Source organism: Pseudomonas entomophila (genome assembly GCF_013523165.1).
GTDB lineage: Bacteria > Pseudomonadota > Gammaproteobacteria > Pseudomonadales > Pseudomonadaceae > Aquipseudomonas > Aquipseudomonas entomophila_A.
This window is the reverse complement of the sequence record NZ_JAAMQI010000022.1, coordinates 1-22,814: the sequence shown is the minus strand read 5'-3', so window position 1 is coordinate 22,814 and position 22,814 is coordinate 1. Positions and strand designations below refer to the sequence as shown.

The following is a 22,814-nucleotide window of genomic DNA, read 5'->3' as shown; positions in this document are numbered from 1 at the left end:
ATCGACGCAATTCTCGAGGACGCGAGGCCGTCCGACGGAGCTTTGCCAGTTTAACGAATTGCCTGGAATCGCCACCAGCGCCGCGTAGAGAAGCCCGAAAAAAAACGACAAGTGCGGTGTTTCACCTCCTTCCCCGTTGCTTTCAGTCCCTCTGCCAGCCTGGCGCTTCCACGCAGCGCACGGCGAACGCTTCGGAAATACCTGCCTCGGACACGAATCCGTCCGCGCTCCCATCGACGCGGGCGAACCATGCAACCCGTTGCGGATTCAGCGCGCGGCAGCACCCGAATTTTCAGGGACATGTGCAGGGTGGAGATGCACAGCTCCTCGGACCGTGTAGCACGGTGTCCGCCTCTCCTGGCCATTGCAAGGCCTGGCGGGTGAACCTGGTCTCGATGCAGATGCCCGCGGGCATCCACGGCCGAAAGCTGATTCCTCCTCCTGACTGAGTGCAGTAGGCACCGCAGCAAACAGGACGCGTCGTCGCGACCTCGGCCGCACCGGGCAACCGGTCGGTACCGTACGTCGCTGGACAAGAGCAGTGGCCCGCCACTGCTTGCGCACCTTGGCACCGACCATGAGAAGTCGTGTGTGCCGAACGCCGTTTCCGGCAGCCCGGAAACCGACGGTACTACATGAAAAGAATGCTGATTAACGCAACTCAACCCGAAGAGTTGCGTGTAGCTCTGGTGGATGGCCAGCGCCTCTACGACCTGGACATCGAGTCCGGTGCGCGCGAGCAGAAGAAGGCCAACATCTACAAGGGCCGCATCACCCGTATCGAGCCCAGCCTCGAGGCCGCCTTCGTCGACTTCGGCTCCGAACGCCACGGCTTCCTGCCGCTCAAGGAAATCTCCCGCGAGTACTTCAAGAAGACCCCTGAAGGCCGGGTCAACATCAAGGAAGTGCTCAGCGAAGGCCAGGAAGTCATCGTCCAGGTCGAGAAGGAAGAACGCGGCAACAAGGGCGCAGCCCTGACCACGTTCATCAGCCTGGCCGGCCGCTACCTGGTGCTGATGCCCAACAACCCACGTGCCGGCGGCATCTCCCGCCGCATCGAAGGCGAAGAGCGCAACGAGCTGCGCGAAGCCCTCAACGGCCTGTCCATCCCGCCCGACATGGGCCTGATCGTTCGCACCGCCGGCCTGGGCCGCAGCAGCGAAGAGATGCAGTGGGACCTCGACTACCTGCTGCAGCTGTGGACCGCGATCAAGGAAGCCTCCCTCGACCGCTCCGCGCCGTTCCTGATCTACCAGGAAAGCAACGTCATCATCCGCGCCATCCGCGACTACCTGCGCCAGGACATCGGCGAAGTGCTGATCGACAGCATCGATGCCCAGGAAGAAGCCCTCACCTTCATTCGCCAGGTGATGCCGCAGTACGCCAGCAAGGTCAAGCTCTACGAAGACAGCGTCCCGCTGTTCAACCGCTTCCAGATCGAAAGCCAGATCGAGACCGCCTTCCAGCGCGTCGTCGAGCTGCCGTCCGGTGGTTCGATCGTGATCGACCCCACCGAAGCCCTGGTCTCCATCGACATCAACTCGGCGCGCGCCACCAAGGGCAGCGACATCGAAGAGACCGCCCTGCAGACCAACCTCGAAGCAGCCGAAGAGATCGCTCGCCAACTGCGCCTGCGTGACATCGGCGGCCTGATCGTCATCGACTTCATCGACATGACCCCGGCGAAGAACCAGCGCGCCGTCGAAGAGCGCGTGCGCGAAGCCCTCGAGGCCGACCGTGCCCGCGTGCAGGTCGGTCGCATCTCGCGCTTCGGCCTGCTGGAGATGTCCCGTCAGCGCCTGCGTCCTTCGCTCGGCGAAAGCAGCGGCATCGTCTGCCCGCGTTGCAGCGGCACCGGCATTATCCGTGACGTCGAATCGCTGTCGCTGGCGATCCTGCGCCTGATCGAGGAAGAAGCCCTCAAGGACCGCACCGCCGAAGTCCGTGCCCAGGTGCCGATCCCGGTCGCGGCGTTCCTGCTCAACGAGAAGCGCAACTCGATCACCAAGATCGAACTGCGTACCCGTGCGCGCATTATCATCCTGCCGAACGATCACCTCGAGACGCCGCACTTCGAAGTGCAGCGCCTGCGCGATGACAACCCGGACGTGCTGACCTGCCAGTCCAGCTACGAAATCGCCGCCACCGAAGTCGAGGAAGCCCCGCAGGCCCCGGCCACGCGCACCCTGGTTCGCCAGGAAGCCGCCGTGAAGACCGCGCCACCGCGAGGGGATGCACCGGTCCCAGCCGCCGTCGAGGAAGCGCCTGCCGCACCGGCACCGGCGCCTGCCCCGGTCGCCAAGCCGCAGAGCGCACCGGAGCCCAGCCTGTTCAAGGGCCTGGTCAAGTCCCTGGTCAGCCTGTTCGCCGGTAAGGAAGAGCCTGCCCCGGCCCCGGTCGCCAAGGCCGAGAAACCTGCCGAGCCGCAACAGCAGCGCCCCCAGCGCAACGAGGAGCGTCGCAACGGCCGTCAGCAGACCCGCAACCGCAACGGTCGCCGTGACGAAGAGCGCAAGCCACGCGAGGAGCGTAACGAGCGCACCCCCCGCGAAGAGCGTCAGCCACGTGAAGAACGCCAGCCCCGTGAAGAACGTGCACCGCGTGAAGAGCGTAACAACCGCTCGTCGCGTGATGACCGTCGTGGCAACCGCGACGAGCGCCCGGTACGCGAACTGCGCGAGCCGCTGGACGCTACCCCGGTAGCACGTGAAGAGCGTCAACCCCGTGAGGAGCGCGTCGCCCGCGAGGAACGCCCGGCCCGTGAAGAGCGTGCACCGCGTGAAGAACGCGCCCCACGTGAAGAGCGTGCACCCCGCGAGGAGCGCGCACCTCGTGAAGAACGCGCCCCACGCGAAGAGCGTGCGCCTCGTGAAGAGCGTGCACCCCGTGAAGAACGCGCACCACGCGAAGAGCGTGTCGCCCGCGAGGACGAGGCTGCGCAGGACGTGCAGGCTCAGCCGCAAGAGCACGCGCAACACGCAGCACCTGCTTCGCGCGAAGAGCGTCCACAGCAGGAAGAACGCGCTGAGCAGGAGGCCTCTGCCCCTCGCGAAGAGCGCCAGCCGCGTCAGCCTCGTGAAGAGCGTCAGCCACGTGCGGCCGAACAGGTCCAGGAAGAGGCTGCCGACGCCACTGCCGAGGCCCTGTCTGTGGACGAGTCGCAGCAGGACGACACGCACGATGGCAGCGACGAGGAGCGTCCGCGCCGTCGTTCGCGCGGCCAGCGTCGTCGCAGCAATCGTCGTGAACGCCAGCGCAATGCCAACGGCGAGCTGATCGAAGGCACCGACGAGGAATCCGGTGACGAGTCGCCGCGCCAGCACACGCCCTCCCCGCAGAGCGCCGACCTGGCCGCAGGCCTGGCCGTGACCGCCGCCGTGGCCAGCAGCGCCGTCAGCAGCGAGGCCCATGCCCAGGCCAACGAGCAGGCCGAGCGTGCGACCGCGCGTGTCGAGGCCCCGGCCGTGGACGTGTCTGCCGACGCCGTCGCCGACGCCACCCCCGTGGTGACCTCGTCCGACGAAGTGACCGTCGCGCCAGTGGTCGAGCAGCCTGTTCAGGCACCCGCCGCCCGCGTCGAGCCAGGCCTGGAGCCGGTGGTCGAAGTGACCCCGCCGCCAGCGGCCGAAGCGCCGAGCGCCGCAGCCATCGCCGAAACAGGCGAGACCGAGTCGCAGCCAGCGGCACCGGTGGCCTCGGACGAAGCCGATCCGGTGCATGTCGTGCAGCCCAAGGCCGACGCCGACGCCGCGCCCGCCCCTGTCGCCGCCGATGTCGACGTCCCTGCCGAGCAGCCTTCGGTCGAGACGTCCGTGACCCAGGCAGCGCCAAGCGAAGCCGGTGAAATCGAGAAGCAGACCGCGACCGAGGTCGACACCCCGGCCGTCGCGCCTGCCGTCGAGACGCCGGCCAGCGAACCGGTGAGCGCCGAAGTGAAGCCCGAGGCCCAGCCTGAAGCCCCCAAGGCCGAAGCGGACCCTGTAGCGGCGGACCTGGCGACGGTCGAGCCTTCGACCATCATGCTGCCCAACGGCCGCGCGCCGAACGACCCACGTGAAGTGCGTCGCCGCAAGCGTGAAGCCGAAGCCGCCGCGGCAGCAGCTGCGGCTGCCGCCCAGGCTGCTGCCGACCAGGCCATCTCTGCCGCCCCTGGCGAGCGGGCCTCGGAGCTGCCTGCCTCGACCGAGGCTCACAAGCCCCACGGTTAAGGTACCGGTAGCCTGAACAGGCCCCGCCAGTGCACACTGGCGGGGCCTTTTTCGTGGGGCGGGACGCCGTTCTGGCAAACGCCGCTCGTCCGATGCGAAAGACGACAGACAACGCCTCTTGACTCACCGCTATGCCGCAGGCGCGCGCTTGTGTACATTTGCGCGCTGTCGCCGCTTGCCTGTCGCGGGCGTGACCCGTTCGAACAGCTCGTTACCCCCCCTGGACACTCCATGCCTGATACTTCTCCCGACGAAACGGTTCGTGCGGCGTTGCAGATCTCCCATGCCCGGCTGCGCAAGCAGCACGAGCTGGTCGTCAACTTCGGCGTAGGTTCGCTGCATGCCACGGACATCGATGCGCTGCTGACGCAAGCCTGTGCCACGGTCGCCGAAGGCATGCGCACGCCTTATGCCAAGATCCTGACCCCGCTTCCCGACGCCGAGCACTTCCTGCTTTCACACGGGGTGGGCTGGGACGCGCAGGACATCGGCCATGCCACGATCGGTGCCGACGAGGCCAGCCCGGCAGGTTATGCGTTCATGACCGATCGACCGGTGATCTCCAACCACCTGGGCCAGGAAAACCGTTTCCGAACCCCCTCGCTGCTCAAGCGCTATGAGATCCGGCGTGCGATCAACGTCCCGATCCGAGGGCCGTCCAGCCCCTACGGCGTGCTGGAAGCCGACAGTGGCGACGACACCGACTTCATCGAAAGCGATCTGGTGTTCATGGAGGGCATCGCCAACGTCATTGCGATGGCGGTCGAACGCATGGCCATGCGCGACGAGGAAGCCCACCCGCTTCCGTATTCCGAAAGCGTGCTCAACGCCAGCCCCGATTGCGTCAAGATCCTCTCACCGTGCGGCACCATCGAGTTCTTCAACGAGGCCGGGGTATGCCGCATGCAGCTCGACAATGCCGAGCAGGTCAACGGCTCGAACTGGGTCGAGCTGTGGCCGGAAGACGCCAAGCCGACCGTTCGCAATGCCATGCAGCGCCTGGTCATGGGTGAATCGGTACGGTTCGAGTCGTTCTGCCCTACCGCCAAGGGCGAACCGAAATGGTGGGACGTCACGGCGGCGCCGATCTACGACAAGCACCAGAACATCGACAAGATCATCGCGATTTCCCGGGACGTCACCGAGCGGCGTAACCATGAACTCCAGCTGATGTCGCTGATCGATGCGCAGACCACCCGGATCAGCGAGAGCGATCTGCAGCTTCACGAGATCCACCACCGGATCAAGAACAGCCTGCAACTGGTCAACACCTTGCTGTTGCTGCAGGCCAACGTGGCGACCGAAGAAACGGTCAAGCTCCAGTTGCAGACTGCAGCCAATCGGGTGCTGGCCATCGCTGCGGTGCATGAGCGACTCTACCTGGACGACAACTGCCACGAAGCCAGCGTCAGCGAGTACCTGCATGCCTTGATGGAGGACGTCGGCAAGGCGTTCGACGACCGTGACATCCAGCTGTCGATCGAGCCGACTTCGATCAGGGCCGAGCGCCTGGCGCCCCTGGGCCTGGTGATCTGCGAGCTGGTGACCAATGCCTTGAAGTACGGCAAGGGGGACATCGTCGTACGGGTCGAGGAGGTCGATGCCGAGGCCATCGAGGTGATCGTCATCGACGAAGGCGACGGCTTCCCCGAGGCCTACCCCAAACCCAACGGCACAGGCCTGGGCATGCGCCTGATCAAGGGCTACTCCGGGTTCGGCGACCGGGGCATCTCGGTCGACCGAACGGCGCCGACCAGCAAGATCCACGTGCGCTTCAAGCTCTGAGCCCGCACGGTTCCCGGCGCGCTGCGCTCAAGCGCCGTGCAGCACGTCCCGAACCTTCATGGCCAGGGCCTCTACCGAGAAGGGTTTTTGCAGGATGTGCATGCCCTCGCCGAGGAAGTGCCGGAGGTTACCGGCGTCCTTGGCGTAGCCGGTGATCAGCAGCACCTTGATCGTCGGCTGGCGGCTCCTGACCCGGTCGGCCAGTTCGCGACCGCTCAGCCCCGGCAGACCGACATCGGACACCATCAGGTCGAAGGCCGGCTCGCGGTCGACCAGTGCCAGGGCCGCCTGCGCATCCTCGGCCTCGGCGACATGGTACCCCGCCTCGGTCAGCAGCTCGGTGGCCACCAGACGGACGCTGGGCTCGTCCTCCACCAACAGCACACGTTCACCGGTGCCGGTCTTCAGCACGCTGGCTGCCGCCGGCAGTTCGGACGCAAGGCCTGTCACCGTGCCCCGGTGGCGCGGCAGCAGCAGGGTCATGCAGGTGCCCTGCCCTGGCGTGCTCTGGACTTCCACATGGCCACCGGTCTGCTTGACGAAGCCGTACACCATGGACAGACCCAGCCCGGTGCCCTTGCCTTGGGGCTTGGTGGTGAAGAACGGCTCGAAGACCTTGTCCAGCAGGTCTGGCGCGATGCCCTCGCCGGTGTCGCTGACCTCGAGCGACAGGTAGTCGCCGGCCAGGGGCCCATCGCTCGTCACGGGGCCCGAGCGCACGACGTTGCGCGTGCAGATCCGCAGCCGCCCCGTCTCGCCCATGGCGTCGCGGGCGTTGATGCACAGGTTCAGCAGCACGTTTTCCAGCTGGTTGGCATCGGTATGGACGGTCCAGGCCTCGGGCTGCAGGACACGCTCGACCTGAATGTTCTCGGTCACGGTGCGCTGGAGCAGGAACTCCATGCCGGTGATCAGCCGGTTCACGTCCACCGGCCGCATGTCCAGCGCCTGGCGCCGACTGAAGCTGAGCAGGCGCTGGGTCAATGCGGCGGCGCGTTGCGCCGAGACGATGGCGTTGCCGATATGGCGCTGGGCACGGGGGTGCTCGGGCAGCGCATGGCGCTGCAGCATCTCCATCGACCCCATGATGCCGGTCAGCAAATTGTTGAAGTCGTGAGCGATGCCACCGGTCAGTTGCCCGATCGCTTCCATCTTCTGGCTCTGGCGCAAGGCGTCCTTGGCCTGTTCGAGTTCGGCCAGCCGGTCGCGCTCGACCGTGACATCGCGCGCCACGCAGTACAGCAGGCCGCCTTCGGGCACGGCCGTCCAGTTCAGCGTGCGGTAGCTGCCCAGCCGGGTGCGGAAGCGGTTCTCGAAGTTGAACGTCGGCGCGCCAATGGCCAGCGCCTGGATTTCCTCACGCGTGCGGGTGCTGTCGTCCGGGTGCTCCAGCCACGCCGACGTCTTGCCGACGATCTGCTCGGCGGGCCAGCCGAGCACCCGAGTCCAGGCCGGGTTGACGCTGAGCCATACGCCCTCGAGGTCGGCGATGCCGATCATGTCATGGCTGAAGGCCCAGACCTGATCACGCTCGCGGGTACGCTCGCGCACCCGCGACTCCAGCACCTCGTTGGCCTGGCGCAGCGCAGCGGCCGACTCCTGGCGCAGCTTGGCCAGGCGCAGCGCCCCGTCCACCCGCGCGATCAGCTCCCGGGCGCTGAACGGCTTGACCAGGTAATCGTCGGCACCGGCGGCGATGCCCTCGATGGACGCTTCCTCGCCGGCCCTGGCCGACAGCAGGATGATGGGCAGTTCATGGGTCGCCGGGTCGTCGCGCAGGGCCCGGATCACCCCGAAGCCGTCGAGCACCGGCATCATGATGTCCGACAGCACCAGGTCGGGCCGCACCCGGCGAGCCTGATCGACCGCCTCGCGCCCATCGGCCACGGCGGTCACGGCGAAACCGGCCTCGGTCAGCAGCCGCTGCACGTAGCCGCGCATGTCGGCATTGTCGTCGGCCAGCAGGATGTGCAGGCCGTTGCTGGGCTTGGCCTGGCCAACGGTACGCTCGCCCATCGGCAGCGCATCGCCGCCAGGCTCGGGCAGCCAGCGCAAGGCTTCGGCGACGAAGGTGTCGGCATGGATGGCAGTCGAGGTCAGGGCATTGCCCTGGACCTTGCGGGCCGGCAGGTGCGCATTGCCGAACGGCAGCAGCACCTCGAAGCACGTGCCCACGCCAATTTCGCTGCGTACGCCGACCTGCCCGCCGTGCAGCCGGGTCAGGTCCTTGACCAGGGCCAGGCCGATCCCCGTGCCCTCGTGCGTGCGACCGATCTGGCCTTCGATGCGGTGAAAACGATCGAAGATGCGCTCGAGCTCCTGCTGCGGGATGCCGACCCCGGTGTCCCGAACCTGCAAGCGCGCGCCCTCGGGCACACGCGCCAGGTGCACGCTGACCTGCCCGCTCAAGGTGTACTTGAAGGCATTGGAGATGAGGTTGAGGACGATCTTTTCCCACATCTCCTGGTCGATCCAGACCGCCTCGCCCAGCACGTCGCAGTCGATGTGGTACGCCAGCCCGGCGCGCGTCATGGCCGAGCGAAAACTGCTGGCCAGTTCCGCCGTGAACGCGGACAGGTCAACGGGCATGAAGTCGGCGCGCACGCGGCCGGCCTCGATACGGGAGAAGTCCAGTAGCGTGTTGACCAGCCGCAGCAGCCGCTGACCGTTGCGATGGACCAGGTGCAGCGACTCGCGCGCGACCGTCAGCTGCCCGGGCGTTTCGGTGTGCTGGCCCAGCATGTCTTCCAGGGGGCCGAGCATGAGCGTCAGCGGGGTGCGGAACTCATGGCTGGCGTTGGAAAAGAACACGGTCTTGGCCCGGTCCAGCTCGGCCAGTTCCTCCGAGCGTCGACGCTCTTCTTCATAGCGCTCGATGTTGCTCAGCGCGGTGCTCACGTGCCCTGCGGCGCGCTGGAACAAGGTGATGTAATCCGGGTCGATGCGTCGACGCGGGCTGATGCCGAGGATCAGGAAACCATAGGGCACACCGGCACGCGCGCTCGGCACCGGCACCACCAGCGCCTGCTCCAGCGGCTCCGGCCAGGGCTGCCCGGACAGCCGTCCCGGGTAGCGTGACGCAAGCCCTTCGACCGGCACCGGGGCGTCCAGGGCGCTGTGCAGCGGCCAGGGCGTCACGTGCTCGCCCGGCAGGATCACCGCCGGTGCCAGATCGTCGGCCGCCGCGCAGCCTTCGATGGCCACACGGCGGTAGCCACCGGAGGCCGGGTCGGCCAGGTAGACCAGCACGAAGGGCGCCTCTTGCGGCACGCCGTGAAGCAGCCGGGCCACCGCCTGACAGGCATCCGCTGGGGTGCGCGTCTGCGCAGTGGCTTCGGCCACCTGCCGCAACAGGCGTTCACGACGCGTGGCCAACACACGGTAGGTGGTCTCGGTGACCGCCGTGAAGATCCCCTCCACTCGCCCGTCCTCACCGCGGACCGGGCTGTAGCTGTAATAGAAGTAACACTCTTCGGTGTAGCCGAAGCGGTTGAGCGGCAGCAGCTGGTCTTCGGACCAGGTGGCCTCGCCGGTGTCCATCACGTGGTCGAACATCGGCCCGATGATGTCCCAGATCTCGGCCCACACCTCGGGCCCCGGGCTGCCCAGGGCCGCTGGGTGCTTGCGCCCCGGCACCGGGCTCCAGGCGTCGTTGTAGATCAGGGCGCGGGTCTCACCCCAGTACAGCACCATCGGGAAGCGCGACCCCAGGCAGATGCTGACGGCCGAGCGCAAGGCCTGGGACCAGCCTTCGAGCGGGCCGAAGGGCGTTTGTGACCACTCCTTTTCGCGCATCAAGCGCGCCATTTCGCCAGGGAAATCCAGGAAGGTGTAGGCAGGAGCTAGGGTCATGGGATACCGGGCGGTCGAAAACGAAAGGTGGATGACGCACAGCACCCGTTACCAGGCATGCCGCCGCTTGCGGGCTTGGGCAACAGGTCGCGACAAACGTTTCGCGACAGGTCGCCCATCGTGCCTGCCCTTGCGGACAGACACGATGGCAGGCAGGCGAACCCTGAGCATGCCCTGTTCTACAGCACGTTGGGCTCCATCTCCAGCGTCACGCCGAAACGGGCCTGGATGTCCTGCCGGATGCGGCACGCCAGGGCATGCAGCTCGGCGCCGGTGGCGTGCCCATGATTGACCAGGACCAGGGCCTGCAAGCCGTGCACACCGGCATCGCCTTCACGGTGGCCTTTCCAGCCGGCCTGCTCGATCAGCCAACCCGCTGCCAGCTTGACCTGACCATCGGCCTGAGGATAGGCGATGACGCCGGGGTGATCGCGGCGAATCCGCTCGGCCACCTGCGCAGGCACCACCGGGTTCTTGAAGAAGCTGCCGGCATTGCCCAGGGTCGCCGGGTCGGGCAGTTTCTCACGGCGAATACTGCAAATGGCCTCGCTGATGTGCCGAGCGTTCGCCTGCTCGACCCCCTGTTCGAGCAGACGCTGGCGAACCGGGCCATAGTCGAGCTGCGCCCGCAGCTGGCGGTCCAGGGCAAAGCGCACGCGCAAGATGATCCAGCGGCCGGGTTCGCGCTTGAACACGCTGTCCCGGTAGCCGAAGTGGCAGTCCTGCACGCTGAACTCACGCACCTGGCCGTCGTGGCGGTCCATGGCGGTCAGCCCGGCGAACACGTCCTTGATCTCCACCCCGTAGGCGCCGACGTTCTGCATGGGCGCTGCGCCGACGGTGCCAGGGATCAGGCTGAGGTTCTCCAGGCCACAGAACCCCTGGGCCAGCGTCCATTGCACGAAGGGGTGCCAGGGTTCGCCGGCCTCGGCCTCGACGATGACCTGCCCGTCGGTCTCGGCCACCACACGGCGGCCCTGACTGACCATGCGCAGGACCAGGGCCTGGACGTCGGCGGTCAGCAGCAGGTTGCTGCCCCCTCCGATGATCATCAGGGGCAACGATCGCCGGCGCGCTTCGTCGAGGGCCTCGCGCACCTCGTCGTCGCTGTGGGCCTCGGCCAGCACGGCGGCGTGCACATCGATGCCGAAGGTGTTGTAGGGCTTGAGCGAGGCGTGCTCGCGCAGCACGAGGGTCATGGACGACCCCGCAGCTCGGCCACCATGGCCTGGCAGGCAGCCTCGATCAGGTCCAGCACCTGCTCGAACCCGGCAGCGCCGCCGTGGTAAGGATCGGGCACGTCGGCACGCGCGCCGCCATAGCGGCGCAGGAACAGGTCGACCTCGGCGGTCGAGGCAGGCGGACGCATGGCCTGCAGGTGCGCGAGGTTGCTCGGGTCCATGGCCAGGATCAGGTCGTATTCGAAGAAGTCCTCGGGCCTGACCTGTTGTGCACGCTGGCGCGACAGGTCGTAGCCCCGTGCCAGGGCCGCACGGCAGGTACGGGCGTCAGGCGGCTCACCGGCATGCCAGTCGCCGGTGCCAGCGGATGCCACCTCGACCCGCTTGGCCAGCCCGGCCGCCTGCAACTGATGCCGCAGGACGCCTTCGGCCGTGGGTGAACGGCAGATGTTGCCCAGGCAAACGAACAGGATACGCATCATGCCTCCAGCAGGCGGCGCACGCGCGCCAGGTCTTCAGGCGTGTCGACGCCGACCGCCGGCGCTTGCAGTGCATCGGCGACGTGGATGCGCACGCCGTGCCAGAGGGCACGCAGCTGCTCCAGCGCTTCGGTCTGCTCGAGCCAGCACGGGCCCCAGCCCACGAAGTCCTGGAGAAAGCTCACCCGGTAGGCGTACAGGCCGATGTGGCGTCGGTAGGGCACGCCGTCGGGCAAGCGGTCCTGGCCTTGGGCGAACAGGTCGCGAGCCCAGGGCAGTGGCGCCCGGCTGAACGTCAGGGCCATGCCGTGACGGTCGCTGACGACCTTCACCGCGTTGGGGTTGAACACCTGATCGGGTTGCTCGATCGGTTCGGCCAGGGTCGCGATGCCGGCCTGCCCATGGGCGGCCAGGTTGGCGGCGACCTGATCGATGATCACCGGCGGGATCAACGGCTCGTCACCCTGGACGTTGACCACGATGGCGTCGGCAGGCAACCCCAGTTGCACGGCCACCTCGGCCAGCCGGTCCGTGCCGGACTCGTGGTCGGCGCGGGTCAGCAGCACCTCGGCGCCGAACGCCTGGCAGGCCTGGACGATGCTCGCATCGTCGGTGGCGATCACCACCCGCGTCGCCGCGCTCTTGCAGGCCTGCTCCCAGACGTGCTGGATCATCGGCTTGCCGGCGATCGGCAGCAGCGGCTTGCCCGGCAGGCGCGTGGAGCGCAGCCGGGCGGGAATCACCACGGTGAAGGCGGTGCTCATTTATCCAGACGCTCGTCGTCGGTCAGGGTGCGTGCCTCGCTTTCCAGCATCACCGGGATGCCGTCACGAATCGGGTAGGCCACGCCTGCGCCCTTGCTGATCAGCTCGGTCTTGTCGGCGCTGAGTTTGAGCGGGCCTTTGGTGATCGGGCAAGCCAGGATGTCGAGCAGTTTGGTGTCCATGAATGCGTCCTAAGGATGTGGGGCCGGAAAAAGGATGAGCACCGACGACTCACGCGCGTCGGTGTGGCAGCAACCGTTCGAGCTGTGCGTCGAACCAAGCGACGAACGCCGGCGACGGCTCGGCCTCCACCGCCAGGTACCACCAGTCGTCGGCCGCGAAGGCACGGCACTTCACCGCGTCCTTTTCAGTCATCACCAGCGGCAGGGCCGGGCTGAAATCCAAGGCCTCGCGGCTGAACCGGGCATGGTCGGCGAACGGGTGCGCAATCGGCTGCCAGTCTAGCGCTTGCACGGTCTTGAAGAAACGCCCCGGGTTGCCGATGCCGGCCACCGCGTGCACGGCCTGGCCAGGCGGGAAATGCGCGAGCCCGCGGCGCTCGCCCGTGCGCACGTTGACCAGTGCACTGGGCCGCAAGCCAAAGGCATAGCCCTCGGTGCGGTCGGTCGGGGCGCCATTGAACAGCACGGCATCGACCTCGGCCAGACGCTCGGGCGGCTCGCGCAGGGGGCCGGCGGGCAGGCAGCGGCCATTGCCCAGGCCACGGGCGGCGTCGATCAGCACCAGCTCCAGGTCGCGCGCCAGCCGGTAATGCTGCAAGCCGTCGTCGCACAGGATCAGGTCCAGCGGTTCGGCGGCCAGCAGGCTACGCACCGCGCGGGCGCGGTCTGGGTCGATCATCAAGGGGACTGCGGTGCGCTGCACGATCAGCAGCGGCTCATCCCCTGCCTGCTCGGCGCCCTGCCCGGCCTCCACACGCCAGGGCAGGTGCGGCGGCTGCGCACCGTAGCCCCGGCTGACCACCCCGACCCGCAGGCCGTGGCGACGGCACTGCGCGATGAGCCAGAGGATCATGGGCGTCTTGCCGGTGCCGCCCACGGTGACGTTGCCGACCACGATCACCGGCACCGGCGCCCTGTAGGCCTCGCGGCGACCGTCGAGAAAGCGTGCCCGCTTGCCGGCCACGATGCGCCGGTACAGGCATTCCAGGGGCCGCAGCAGGGTCAGGGCGGGGTGCCCGGCGTACCAGGCGGCAAGCAGGCGTTCGCCCAAGGCCATCACTTCGCTCCCTGAACCGCCTCGACGGTGGTCATGCGCAAACGGCTGAAGCCCAGCTTGCCCGCAGCGTCCATGGCGGTCACCACGGCCTGGTGCGGCGTCTTGCCATCGGCACTGATCGCCAGTGGCAGCTGGTTGTCGCCGCCGGACTCGCGCTGCAGGGCTTCGGTGAGGGTCGCCAGGTCGCTGCTGGGCAGCAGGTGGTTGTTCACCGAATAGACCCCATCGGCACTGATGGTGATTTCCACCAGCTTGCCTTCCTCCGCTGGCGCCGCTTCGGCGCTGGTGGCCTCGGGCAGCTCCACGCGCAACTGGGTTTCGCGGGTGAAGGTCGTGGTGACGACGAAGAACAGCAAGAGGACGAAGACCACGTCGATCAGCGACGCCAGGTTGATGTCGACGTTCTCGCGGGCACGGTTGCGTCGGAACTTCACGCCGCGCCTCCGGCCACCTCGACCTCGCGATCGCCCTGCACGACCTCGACCAGCTTGATCGCCTCCTGCTCCATGCCCACCACCAGCTCATCGATGCGGCGCAGCAGGAAGCGGTGGAAGAACACGGCCGGGATGCCGACCATCAGGCCGGCCGCGGTGGTGACCAGGGCCTTGGAGATGCCGCCGGCCAGCACGGCGGCGTTGGCGGTCATCTGCGTGCCCATGAAGGCGCTGAAGATGTCGATCATGCCCAGCACGGTGCCGAGCAGGCCGAGCAGCGGTGCCATGGCGGCAATGGTGCCGAGGGTGCTGATGTAGCGCTCCAGGTCATGGATGACCCGCGAGGCGGCTTCCTCGATGCACTCCTTCATGATCTCGCGCCCGTGCCGGGAATTGGCCAGCCCCGCCGCGAGGATCTCGCCCAGCGGGGAGTCGGCGCGCAGGGCCGTGAGCTTGTCGCCGGTCAGCTGCTTGTCGCGGATCCACATCCAGACCTGGCCCAGCAGGTGCGGCGGGGTCACCCGGCTGGCGCGCAGGACCCACAAACGCTCGACGACGATCGCCATGGCAGCGATGGAACTGAGGATGATCGGCAACATCATCCAACCGCCGGACTTGACCAACTCCCACACAGTAATCACCCCTCGGAAAAGTTCGCCACTCTACCACATGCATGACGCGGCGCTCAGCCACCGGAAGTCACTCGCCAGGGTCGCGCCAGAAGCGACGCTCGGCCCGCAGGCGATGGACCTCGCCCCCGCTGCCCAGGCGCAGGCGCAGTGCGCCATGCAGGGCCGTGTCGTGGAGGGCGATGCCCTGGCGCCGGTAGCGCGCCAGCACGCTGGGATGGGGATGGCCGAAGCCGTTGTGCCGGCCACGCGAGATCAGCACGCCGCGCGGCGCCGTGGCGCGCAGGAAGGCGTCGGTGGACGAGGTTCGACTGCCGTGATGGGGCGCCTGCAGCCAGTCGGTGCGAGGGTCGGGGGTCTGTGCCAGCCACAGGCGTTCGGCGGCCGCCTCCACGTCGCCGGTCAACAGCAGGCGTTCACCCCCGGCCTCGACCTGCAGCACGCACGAGCGCTGGTTGCTGTCCGGTGCGGCAGGCCATTGCCAGAGCGCGAACGTGACGCCGTCCCAGTCCCAGCGCTCGCCTGCCCGGCAGGCATGGCCGGGCAATGCCGCAGGCAGCGCCTCGGGCTCCCCTGCCAGTGTCCGGGCAGGCGGCAGTCCGGCGGCCACGGCCAGCGCGCCCCCCGCATGGTCGGCATGGGCATGGCTGACGATCAGCAGGTCGAGCCGGCGCACGCCCAACCGCTGCAGGGTCGGCAGCACCACCCGCTCGCCCAGGTCGACGTCGCCGTACGCAGGGCCGGCATCGAACAGCAGGGTGTGGGTCCGGGTGCGCAGCAGCGTGGCCAGCCCCTGGCCGACGTCCAGTTGCCAGACCTCCACCTGGCCCTGGGGCACCGGGGTGTTCGGCAGCCACAGCGCGCCCACCATCAGCACCGCGCCGGGCAGGCGCAACGGCACGCCACGGGGCAGCAGCGCCAGCATGCTGCCGAGCCCGACCAGGCACCATGCCCCCAGGGACAGGGCTGGCGGCTGCCAGGCGGGGCGCCATTGCGCGAGCTGACCCAGCAGCTCAAACAGCCCGGCCAGCAGCCCGCCGGCCAGCCCGAGCAAGGCGTCGCCCACGGGTGGCAGGCCGATCAGCGACGTGCCGAGCAACGCCAGGGGCAACACCAGCAGGCTGATCGCCGGCACGGCCAGCAGATTGGCCACCGGCCCACTCAGGCTGACCGGCAGGCCGAGGGCGAGCAAGGGCGGCAGCAGGCCGAGGGCGATCACCCCTTGCGCGCGGGTCCACGCCTGCCAGGGCCGCCAGCCGCCCAGGCGGCCGCTGAAGCAGAACAGCAGCACGGCCACCGCGCCGAACGACAGCCAGAACCCCGGCAACAGGCTGGCCAAAGGCTCGATCAATAGCACCCCCACCAGCGCCGTCCACCACGGCAAGCTCGCGCCCAGGTGGCGAAAGCGCAGGCGCCAGACCAGTACCATCGCCAGCATGGCGCAGGCACGCTGGACCGGCACCTGGAAACCGGCAAGCGTGCCATAGGCCAGGGCCGCGCCCAGGGCCAGGCCGCATGCCCACGGCAACCATGGCAGACGCGCCGGCCACAGGCCCAGCCGTGCCGCCCCCGCCACCAGGGCGTAGATCAACCCGGCCAGCAGGCCGATGTGCTGCCCGGAAATGACCATCAGGTGCACCGTGCCGGTCGCCCGCAGCGTGTCCCAGTCGGCCTGGGACAGACCGCTGCCGTCGCCCAGCACCAGTGCTACCAGGGCAGCTTGGCGCCTGTGCGCATCGACGGCCAGCAGCCGCTGGCGCAGGCCGTCCCGCCAGCCGGGGTCAGTGGCAGCAAGCCGCTCGCCGGCCTTGACCGAACCGGTGGCGCCGATGCGCCGTGCCAGCAGCGTCGCTTCCTGGTCAGGCCCGTGCGGGTTGAGCAGCCCATGGGGGCGCTTGAGCGTCACCGCCAGGCGCCAGCGTTCCCCGCTGCGCACCGGCGGCCCGTCGAACCAGCTCAGTTGCAGGCGCTGTGGCAATGCCGCACGCCGCGACCGGGCTTCGCTCAGCTCGAAGCGCACCCCCTGCCCCGTCTGCCGAGGCAGGCCGCTGACCGTGCCCTCGAGCCACAGCGTTCGACCGTCCAAGGCCATGGGCAGCCGATCGTCCAGGGCACCGTGTGCGCACCAGCACGCCCAGCACAGCCCCAGGCCGAACCACCCCAGTAACCGCCCTCGCGTCAGCAGGCAGCCCAGCGACACCAACAGCCCCGCCCCCAGCCATCCGACCGAAGGCAAGGCCGGCAGGTACCGCAGACAGACCAGCCCCAACGCCAGCGCCATCATCCTTGCGCGCATGCCAGCGCCCTCCCAGGCAACATTCCCCGATCAGGCATAGCTGCCTGGCGCGTTCCGGTTGCTCAAGAATTGTCACAATCTCTGTCGAAGGCGCCTTCGGCAATCCGGGCATACTGGCCGCTCGACACCCGCGAGAGCCCCCATGCCGCGCCGAATCTTCAAACGCTACATGCCGGACCCGACCAGCATCCGCGAACACAAGTCGTTGCGATTTCTGGGCAGGCTGCTGCATGACCCCAACCTCTGGCACCTGAACCGCCATTCGGTCGCCCGGGCCATGGGCGTGGGCCTGTTCGCGGCGTTGATCCCCATGCCGATGCAGATGCTGCTGGCGGCGGCATTGGCCATCGGTGTGCGCGGTAACCTGCCGATCGCCGTCAGCCTGGTGTGGCTGACCAACCCGCTGACCATGCCGCCGGTGTTCCTGGTGACCTACCTGACCGGCGCCTGGCTGATGCAGGTCCCTGCGCGCCACTTGCCCGACGAGCTCACCTTCGCCTGGATCGGCGAGCAGCTGTCCACAGTCTGGCAACCGTTTCTGCTCGGCTCGGTGGTCTGCGGGGTGATCCTCGGGCTGCTGGGCTACAGCCTGACCCTGCTGTACTGGCGCTGGTGGGTAGGCCGGCAGTGGCGCCGGCGCAAGGCCCGGGTGTCAGGTGCGCATGCCGCGGCCGCTGACCAGCAGTCGCACGCAGACGGTGTACAGCACCGCCGTGGCCACCAGCATGAAGGTGATGGCCGTGCCGATCCGGATGTCTGAGACCCCGAGGATGCCGTAGCGGAACGAGTTGACCATGTGCAGCACCGGGTTGGCCAGCGACACGGTCTGCCAGAACGGCGGCAGCAGCGTGATCGAATAGAACACGCCGCCCAGGTAGGTCAGCGGTGTCAGGACGAAGGTCGGGATGATCGAGATGTCGTCGAAATTGCGGGCGAACACCGCGTTGACGAAGCCCAGCAGCGAGAAGATCGTCGCCGTGAGCAGCACGACCAGCACGGTCACGCCCAGGTGGTGCACCTGCAGGTCGGTGAAGAACCCCGACAGCACGGTGACGATCACGCCCACCGCCAGCCCTCGCAGGATGCCGCCCAGGGCATAGCCGATCAGGATGGTGTGAGGCGACACCGGCGAGACCATCAATTCCTCGATCGAGCGCTGGAACTTGCTGCCGAAGAAGCTCGAGACCACGTTGCCGTAGGAGTTGGTGATCACCGACATCATGATCAGCCCCGGCACGATGTACTGCATGTAGGTGAAGCCGCCCATGTCGCCGATCTGTCGGCCGATCAGGTTCCCGAAGATCACGAAGTACAGCACCATGGTGATCGCCGGCGGCAGCAGCGTCTGCGGCCAGATGCGCAGGAAGCGGCGCACTTCCCGGTAGACGATGGTGTTGAGGGCGATCCAGTTGTTGCGCAGGTCCAGACTCATACCGCCACCTTCGACAGGTTCTTTTCCACCAGGGACACGAACAGCTCCTCGAGCCGGTTGGTCTTGTTGCGCAGGCTCAGCACCTCGATGCCCTGCAGCGCCAGTTGGCCGAACAGCGCGGTGACGCCCACGGCCTTGTCCACCTGCACTTCCAGCGTATGCGGGGTGATCAGCCGGCACGGGTAGCCTTCGAGCACCGGCGCCTGGGCCAGGTCACGGCGCAGGTCGAGCACGAAGGTCTCCACGTGCAGCTTGCCGAGCAGGTCGCGCATGCTGGTGTTCTCGACGATGGTGCCGTGATCGATGATGCCGATGTGGCGGCACAGCTGCTCGGCTTCCTCGAGGTAGTGGGTGGTGAGGATGATGGCGATGCCCTGCTGGTTCAGCTCGGTGAGGAAGGTCCACATCGACCGACGCAGCTCGATGTCGACCCCGGCAGTGGGTTCGTCGAGGATCAAGAGGCGCGGTTCGTGCACCAGCGCACGGGCGATCATCAGGCGCCGCTTCATGCCGCCGGACAGCGAGCGCGAAGGCACGTCGCGCTTGTCCCACAGCCCCAGCTGGGTCAGGTACTGCTCGGCACGCGCCTTGGCCAGCTTCGGCGGGATGCCGTAGTAACCGGCCTGGGTCACGACGATGTCGAAGGTCTTCTCGAACTGGTTGAAGTTGAATTCCTGGGGCACCACGCCGATGGCACGCTTGAGCGCCGCCGGGTCGCGGTCCAGGTCATGGCCGAACACCTTCACCGTGCCGCTGGTCTTGTTGACCAGGGTCGAGAGGATGCCGATGGTGGTGGACTTGCCGGCGCCGTTGGGGCCGAGCAAGGCAAAGAAGTCCCCTTCGGCGACGTCCAGGTCGATGCCCTTGAGGGCCTGGAAACCGTTGCCGTAGGTCTTGGTCAGCTGTCGAATGGACAGAGCGGAACTCATAACAGGTCAGTTACCGGGAAAGAGGAGTCGGAGCGCACCGGCCCTGGGCCGACGCAGTGATAGGCGGCCATGGTGGGGGGCCAGGCCGCTCAAGTACAGTCACCTGTATCGATAGTGACTATCGAATCAGGCTGAGTGTTCAGCTCAGCTCGGTCATGACCCCGGCCTGGTAGGCCGGCCGCGCCTTGAGCCGGTCGTACCAGGCGCGCAGGTGGGTCATCGGCGGATGCTCGATGGGCATCTCGAACCAGGCGTAGGCGAAGGCCCCCAGCGGCACGTCCCCCATCCCGACGGTCTCGCCCGACAGGTAGGGTTGTTCGGCCAGTGCCTGGTCGGCGATCGACAGCAGGCTCGCGCAGGCCTTGTGCGCGGCATTGATGGCGACCCAGTCCTGCTGCTCGGCCGGGGTGCGCAGCAGGCCCCAGAACAGCGGCTTGAAGGGCGTGGCGAGCGACGAGGTGGTCCAGTCCATCCACTTGTCCGCCTGGGCGCGCTGGCGCGGGTCCTCGAGGTACCAGCCCTGCTCGCGCCCGTACTCGGCGCAGAGGTAGCGCACGATGGCGTTGGACTCCCAGAGCACCAGGTCACCGTCCTCCAGCATCGGCACCCGTCCGTTGGGGTTGAGCGCTCGGTAATGGGGCTCGTCGACCACCCCGAAATGCCCCCCGGCATCGATCGACTCGACGTCGAGCCAGAGCTCCTGGGCGATCCACTGCACCTTGCGCACGTTGCTCGAATTCTTGCGGCCCCAGATCTTCAGCATGGCGATATCCTGTCAAGTACGCGGAAGATCCCAGTCTACTCCAGACACATTCTCTGGCAATCGCTTGCGAACTCCCTGCGTGCGGGCAGGTCATTGTTCACACCAGCCGTTCGACGAACGCACTTCCCGGTTCCGAGACATGGCTCGATTCGAACTGTTCACGGAGGAAGGCGTATGTGGCTGTTGTGGGTGGTGGTTCTGGTGATCGGTGCGGCGTACCTCACGCACCGGCGTCTCGCGCCGACGGCGATCCTGGCGATCCTGGCGCTGTACCTGGTGGCGATGGGGGTGTTCAGTCACACGTCCGGCTGGCTGCTGGCGGTGTTCTGGGTAGCGCTGGCGGCCACCGCGGCCCTGGTGCTGTTGCCTGACCTGCGCCAGAGGCTGTTCACCGCGCCGATCTTCGACTGGTTCCGCAAGACCCTGCCGCCGATGTCGCAGACCGAAAGCGAAGCCATCGATGCCGGCACGGTGTGGTGGGATGGGCAGCTGTTCAGCGGGCGCCCCGACTGGAACACGCTGCTGCACTACCCGGCCCCGCGCCTGACCGAGGAAGAACAGGCCTTCATCGACGGCCCGACCGAGGAGCTCTGCGCGCTGGTCAGCGACTGGCAGATCGGCCAGGACATGGACCTGCCGCCCGAGGCCTGGGACCACATCAAGCGCCATGGTTTCTTCGCCCTGATCATTCCCAAAGAGTACGGCGGCAAGGGCTTTTCCGCCTACGCCCACTCCCAGGTGGCGATGAAGCTGGCCACCCGCAGCGGCGACCTGGCCTCGACGGTCATGGTGCCTAACTCCCTGGGGCCGGCCGAGCTGCTGCTGCACTACGGCACCGACGCCCAGCGCGACCATTACCTGCCCCGCCTGGCCCGTGGCGAGGACATCCCCTGCTTCGCCCTGACCGGCCCGCTGGCCGGCTCGGACGCAGGCGCCATGCCGGACACCGGCATCGTGTGCAAGGGCCAGTGGCAAGGCGAAGAGGTGATCGGCCTGCGCCTGACCTGGGACAAGCGCTACATCACCCTGGGCCCGGTCGCCACCCTGCTCGGCGTGGCGTTCAAGGCCTACGACCCGGATCACCTGCTGGGTGACCAGGAAACCCTGGGCATCAGCCTGGCGTTGATCCCTACCGATACCCCCGGTGTCACCATCGGCCGACGCCATGTGCCGCTCGGCGCCGCGTTCATGAACGGGCCCAACAGCGGCAAGGACGTGTTCATCCCCCTGGACTACCTGATCGGGGGGCAGCCGATGCTCGGCAAGGGCTGGATGATGCTGATGAACTGCCTGTCGGTGGGCCGGTCGATCTCGTTGCCGGCCGTCGGAACCGGCGCCGCCAAGTTCACCAGCCTGGTGACCGGCCAGTACGCGCGGATCCGTGAACAGTTCAACGTGCCCCTGGCGGCCTTCGAGGGCATTCAGGAGTCCATGGCGCGTATCGGTGGCAACGCCTGGCTGATGGACAGCGCGCGCCTGCTGACGGCGCAGGCGGTGGACCTGGGTGAAAAGCCCTCGGTGCTGTCGGCGATCCTTAAGTACCACCTGACCGAGCGCGGCCGCGAATGCATCCAGCACGCCATGGACGTGCACGCCGGCAAGGGCATCATCATGGGCCCCAACAACTACCTGGCGCGCAACTGGCAGGGCGCTCCGATCTTCATCACCGTGGAAGGCGCGAACATCCTGTCGCGCAACCTGATGATCTTCGGTCAGGGCGCCATCCGCTGCCATCCCTTCGTGCTCAAGGAAATGGCCGCCGCGGCGCAGGACGACCCGCACCAGGCCCTGCGCACGTTCGACGGCCTGCTCGGCCAGCACATCCTCTTCGCCCTGCGCAACGCCGCCAGCACCCTGGTGCTCGGCCTGGGGCTGGGGTGCTTCGAGCGTGCCCCGGGCGATGCCCTGAGCCAGGGCTACTTCCGCGCCCTCGACCGTCAGGCGGCGGCGTTCGCGTTGCTGGCGGACCTGTCTATGATGCTGCTGGGCGGTTCGCTCAAGCGCCGCGAGCGGCTGAGTGCGCGCCTGGGTGACGTGTTGAGCTACCTGTACCTGTCCTCGGCAGCGCTCAAGCGCTACCACGACCTCGGCTCGCCCGAGCACATGCAGCCACTGCTGCGCTGGGCGATGGAAGAAAGCTTGGGCCAGGCGGAGAACGCGCTGTCCAGGCTGCTCGACAATTTCCCCAACCGGTTCGTCGGTGGTGCCCTGCGCGTGCTGGTGTTCCCGTTCGGCCGTCGCCATACCGGGCCGAGCGATGCCCTGGACGCCGAAGTGGCCGCGCTGATCGGCCGCAATCAGGGTGACCCGGCCCTGGAAGAGCTGCTCACCGGCTGCTACCGCCCGACCCACGACGGCGATGCGGTCGCGGCGCTGCAACACGCGTGCGACCAGCTCGATCTGGCGGCACCTCTGCAGCGCACGCTGCACAAGGCCCTCAAGGACGGCCAGTTCGTGCCGGCGCCGGGTGAGGCCCTGCTGGATGCGGCGATGCGAGCAGGCGTGCTCGATGCCGAGCAGGCGGCGACCGTGCAGCGGGCCGAGACGGCGCGTCGGAAGGTCATCGATGTGGATGATTTCGACAAGGAGGCGTTGTTGCCGACGGCGGGCAAGGTACGGTAATGGGTAAGCGAGGGCGGCTCGTCCGGGTATATCCTGAGTGCAAGGTGTCGCTGATTTTACGGCCTCTGGCGAGGCCGATCGCGGCACAGGGGCCGCTTGTATGGTAGGACTTGAAGGGAGGAGGAGGGACTAGATCCGCTTCTGACTGTTCGCGCAGTACAGACCGTGGGAGATTTCGCCCCTCCTCCCTTCACCCAAGCG

The 22,814-nt window shown here is 67.6% G+C and carries 15 protein-coding genes and 1 pseudogene; 4 read left to right on the top strand and 12 right to left on the bottom strand.

Annotation, left to right across the window (positions count from 1 at the left end; all coding sequences use genetic code 11):
• Positions 1 to 635 precede the first annotated feature (635 nt).
• Positions 636 to 4,208, top strand: coding sequence for a ribonuclease E (gene rne, locus G7Z99_RS16065; RefSeq protein WP_181095490.1), 3,573 nt, complete (start codon positions 636 to 638; stop codon positions 4,206 to 4,208).
• A 231-nt stretch (positions 4,209 to 4,439) separates the two neighbouring features.
• Positions 4,440 to 5,993 carry a sensor histidine kinase gene (locus G7Z99_RS16060; protein WP_181095488.1) on the top strand — a complete coding sequence of 518 codons (1,554 nt, stop codon included), beginning with the start codon at positions 4,440 to 4,442 and terminating at the stop codon, positions 5,991 to 5,993.
• A 27-nt stretch (positions 5,994 to 6,020) separates the two neighbouring features.
• On the opposite strand, the gene G7Z99_RS16055 is transcribed toward G7Z99_RS16060, so the two are convergent.
• From G7Z99_RS16055 to G7Z99_RS16015, 9 genes are all read right to left on the bottom strand, one after another.
• Positions 6,021 to 9,845 carry an ATP-binding protein gene (locus G7Z99_RS16055; protein WP_181095486.1) on the bottom strand — a complete coding sequence of 1,275 codons (3,825 nt, stop codon included), beginning with the start codon at positions 9,843 to 9,845 and terminating at the stop codon, positions 6,021 to 6,023.
• 179 nt (positions 9,846 to 10,024) lie between these two features.
• Positions 10,025 to 11,044, bottom strand: coding sequence for a UDP-N-acetylmuramate dehydrogenase (gene murB / locus G7Z99_RS16050; RefSeq protein WP_181095484.1), 1,020 nt, complete (start codon positions 11,042 to 11,044; stop codon positions 10,025 to 10,027).
• Positions 11,041 to 11,505, bottom strand: coding sequence for a low molecular weight protein-tyrosine-phosphatase (locus G7Z99_RS16045; RefSeq protein ID WP_181095482.1), 465 nt, complete (start codon positions 11,503 to 11,505; stop codon positions 11,041 to 11,043). Before G7Z99_RS16045 ends, murB begins: the two co-directional genes overlap by 4 nt.
• Complete coding sequence (gene kdsB, locus G7Z99_RS16040) at positions 11,505 to 12,269, bottom strand: 3-deoxy-manno-octulosonate cytidylyltransferase (protein WP_181095481.1); 765 nt, start codon at positions 12,267 to 12,269, stop codon at positions 11,505 to 11,507. The genes G7Z99_RS16045 and kdsB overlap by 1 nt, the downstream gene beginning before the upstream one ends.
• Positions 12,266 to 12,451, bottom strand: coding sequence for a Trm112 family protein (locus G7Z99_RS16035; protein ID WP_060394512.1), 186 nt, complete (start codon positions 12,449 to 12,451; stop codon positions 12,266 to 12,268). Before G7Z99_RS16035 ends, kdsB begins: the two co-directional genes overlap by 4 nt.
• Before the next feature lie 49 nt (positions 12,452 to 12,500).
• Positions 12,501 to 13,508: a tetraacyldisaccharide 4'-kinase gene (lpxK, locus tag G7Z99_RS16030; protein WP_181095479.1), complete on the bottom strand. Its 1,008-nt coding sequence runs from the start codon at positions 13,506 to 13,508 to the stop codon at positions 12,501 to 12,503.
• Positions 13,508 to 13,942, bottom strand: coding sequence for an ExbD/TolR family protein (locus tag G7Z99_RS16025; protein WP_181095477.1), 435 nt, complete (start codon positions 13,940 to 13,942; stop codon positions 13,508 to 13,510). The genes lpxK and G7Z99_RS16025 overlap by 1 nt, the downstream gene beginning before the upstream one ends.
• Positions 13,939 to 14,574, bottom strand: coding sequence for a MotA/TolQ/ExbB proton channel family protein (locus tag G7Z99_RS16020; RefSeq protein WP_181095475.1), 636 nt, complete (start codon positions 14,572 to 14,574; stop codon positions 13,939 to 13,941). Before G7Z99_RS16020 ends, G7Z99_RS16025 begins: the two co-directional genes overlap by 4 nt.
• A gap of 67 nt (positions 14,575 to 14,641) precedes the next feature.
• A complete protein-coding gene (locus tag G7Z99_RS16015) occupies positions 14,642 to 16,867 on the bottom strand; it encodes a DNA internalization-related competence protein ComEC/Rec2 (RefSeq protein WP_181095473.1) in 2,226 nt (741 codons plus the stop codon).
• Between the two features lie 142 nt (positions 16,868 to 17,009).
• Here G7Z99_RS16015 and G7Z99_RS16010 point away from each other — a divergent pair.
• Positions 17,010 to 17,507: pseudogene (locus tag G7Z99_RS16010) on the top strand (DUF2062 domain-containing protein); the annotation flags it as partial.
• Positions 17,508 to 17,519: 12 nt separating this feature from the next.
• Here the strand turns inward: G7Z99_RS16010 and G7Z99_RS16005 are convergent.
• The 3 genes from G7Z99_RS16005 to G7Z99_RS15995 all read right to left on the bottom strand — a co-directional run bounded on the left by G7Z99_RS16005 (position 17,520) and on the right by G7Z99_RS15995 (position 19,991).
• Positions 17,520 to 18,299, bottom strand: a complete 780-nt coding sequence (locus G7Z99_RS16005; RefSeq protein ID WP_181095469.1) for an ABC transporter permease — start codon at positions 18,297 to 18,299, stop codon at positions 17,520 to 17,522.
• Entirely contained in the window at positions 18,296 to 19,228 is a 933-nt protein-coding gene (locus G7Z99_RS16000; RefSeq protein ID WP_181095467.1) for an ABC transporter ATP-binding protein, read from the bottom strand. Before G7Z99_RS16000 ends, G7Z99_RS16005 begins: the two co-directional genes overlap by 4 nt.
• Before the next feature lie 139 nt (positions 19,229 to 19,367).
• Positions 19,368 to 19,991 (bottom strand): glutathione S-transferase, encoded by a 624-nt coding sequence (locus G7Z99_RS15995; RefSeq protein WP_181095465.1) that lies wholly within the window; start codon positions 19,989 to 19,991, stop codon positions 19,368 to 19,370.
• Positions 19,992 to 20,165: 174 nt separating this feature from the next.
• Here G7Z99_RS15995 and G7Z99_RS15990 point away from each other — a divergent pair, with 174 nt between their 5' ends.
• Positions 20,166 to 22,613, top strand: a complete 2,448-nt coding sequence (locus tag G7Z99_RS15990; protein ID WP_181095463.1) for an acyl-CoA dehydrogenase — start codon at positions 20,166 to 20,168, stop codon at positions 22,611 to 22,613.
• The last annotated feature ends 201 nt before the right edge of the window (positions 22,614 to 22,814 follow it).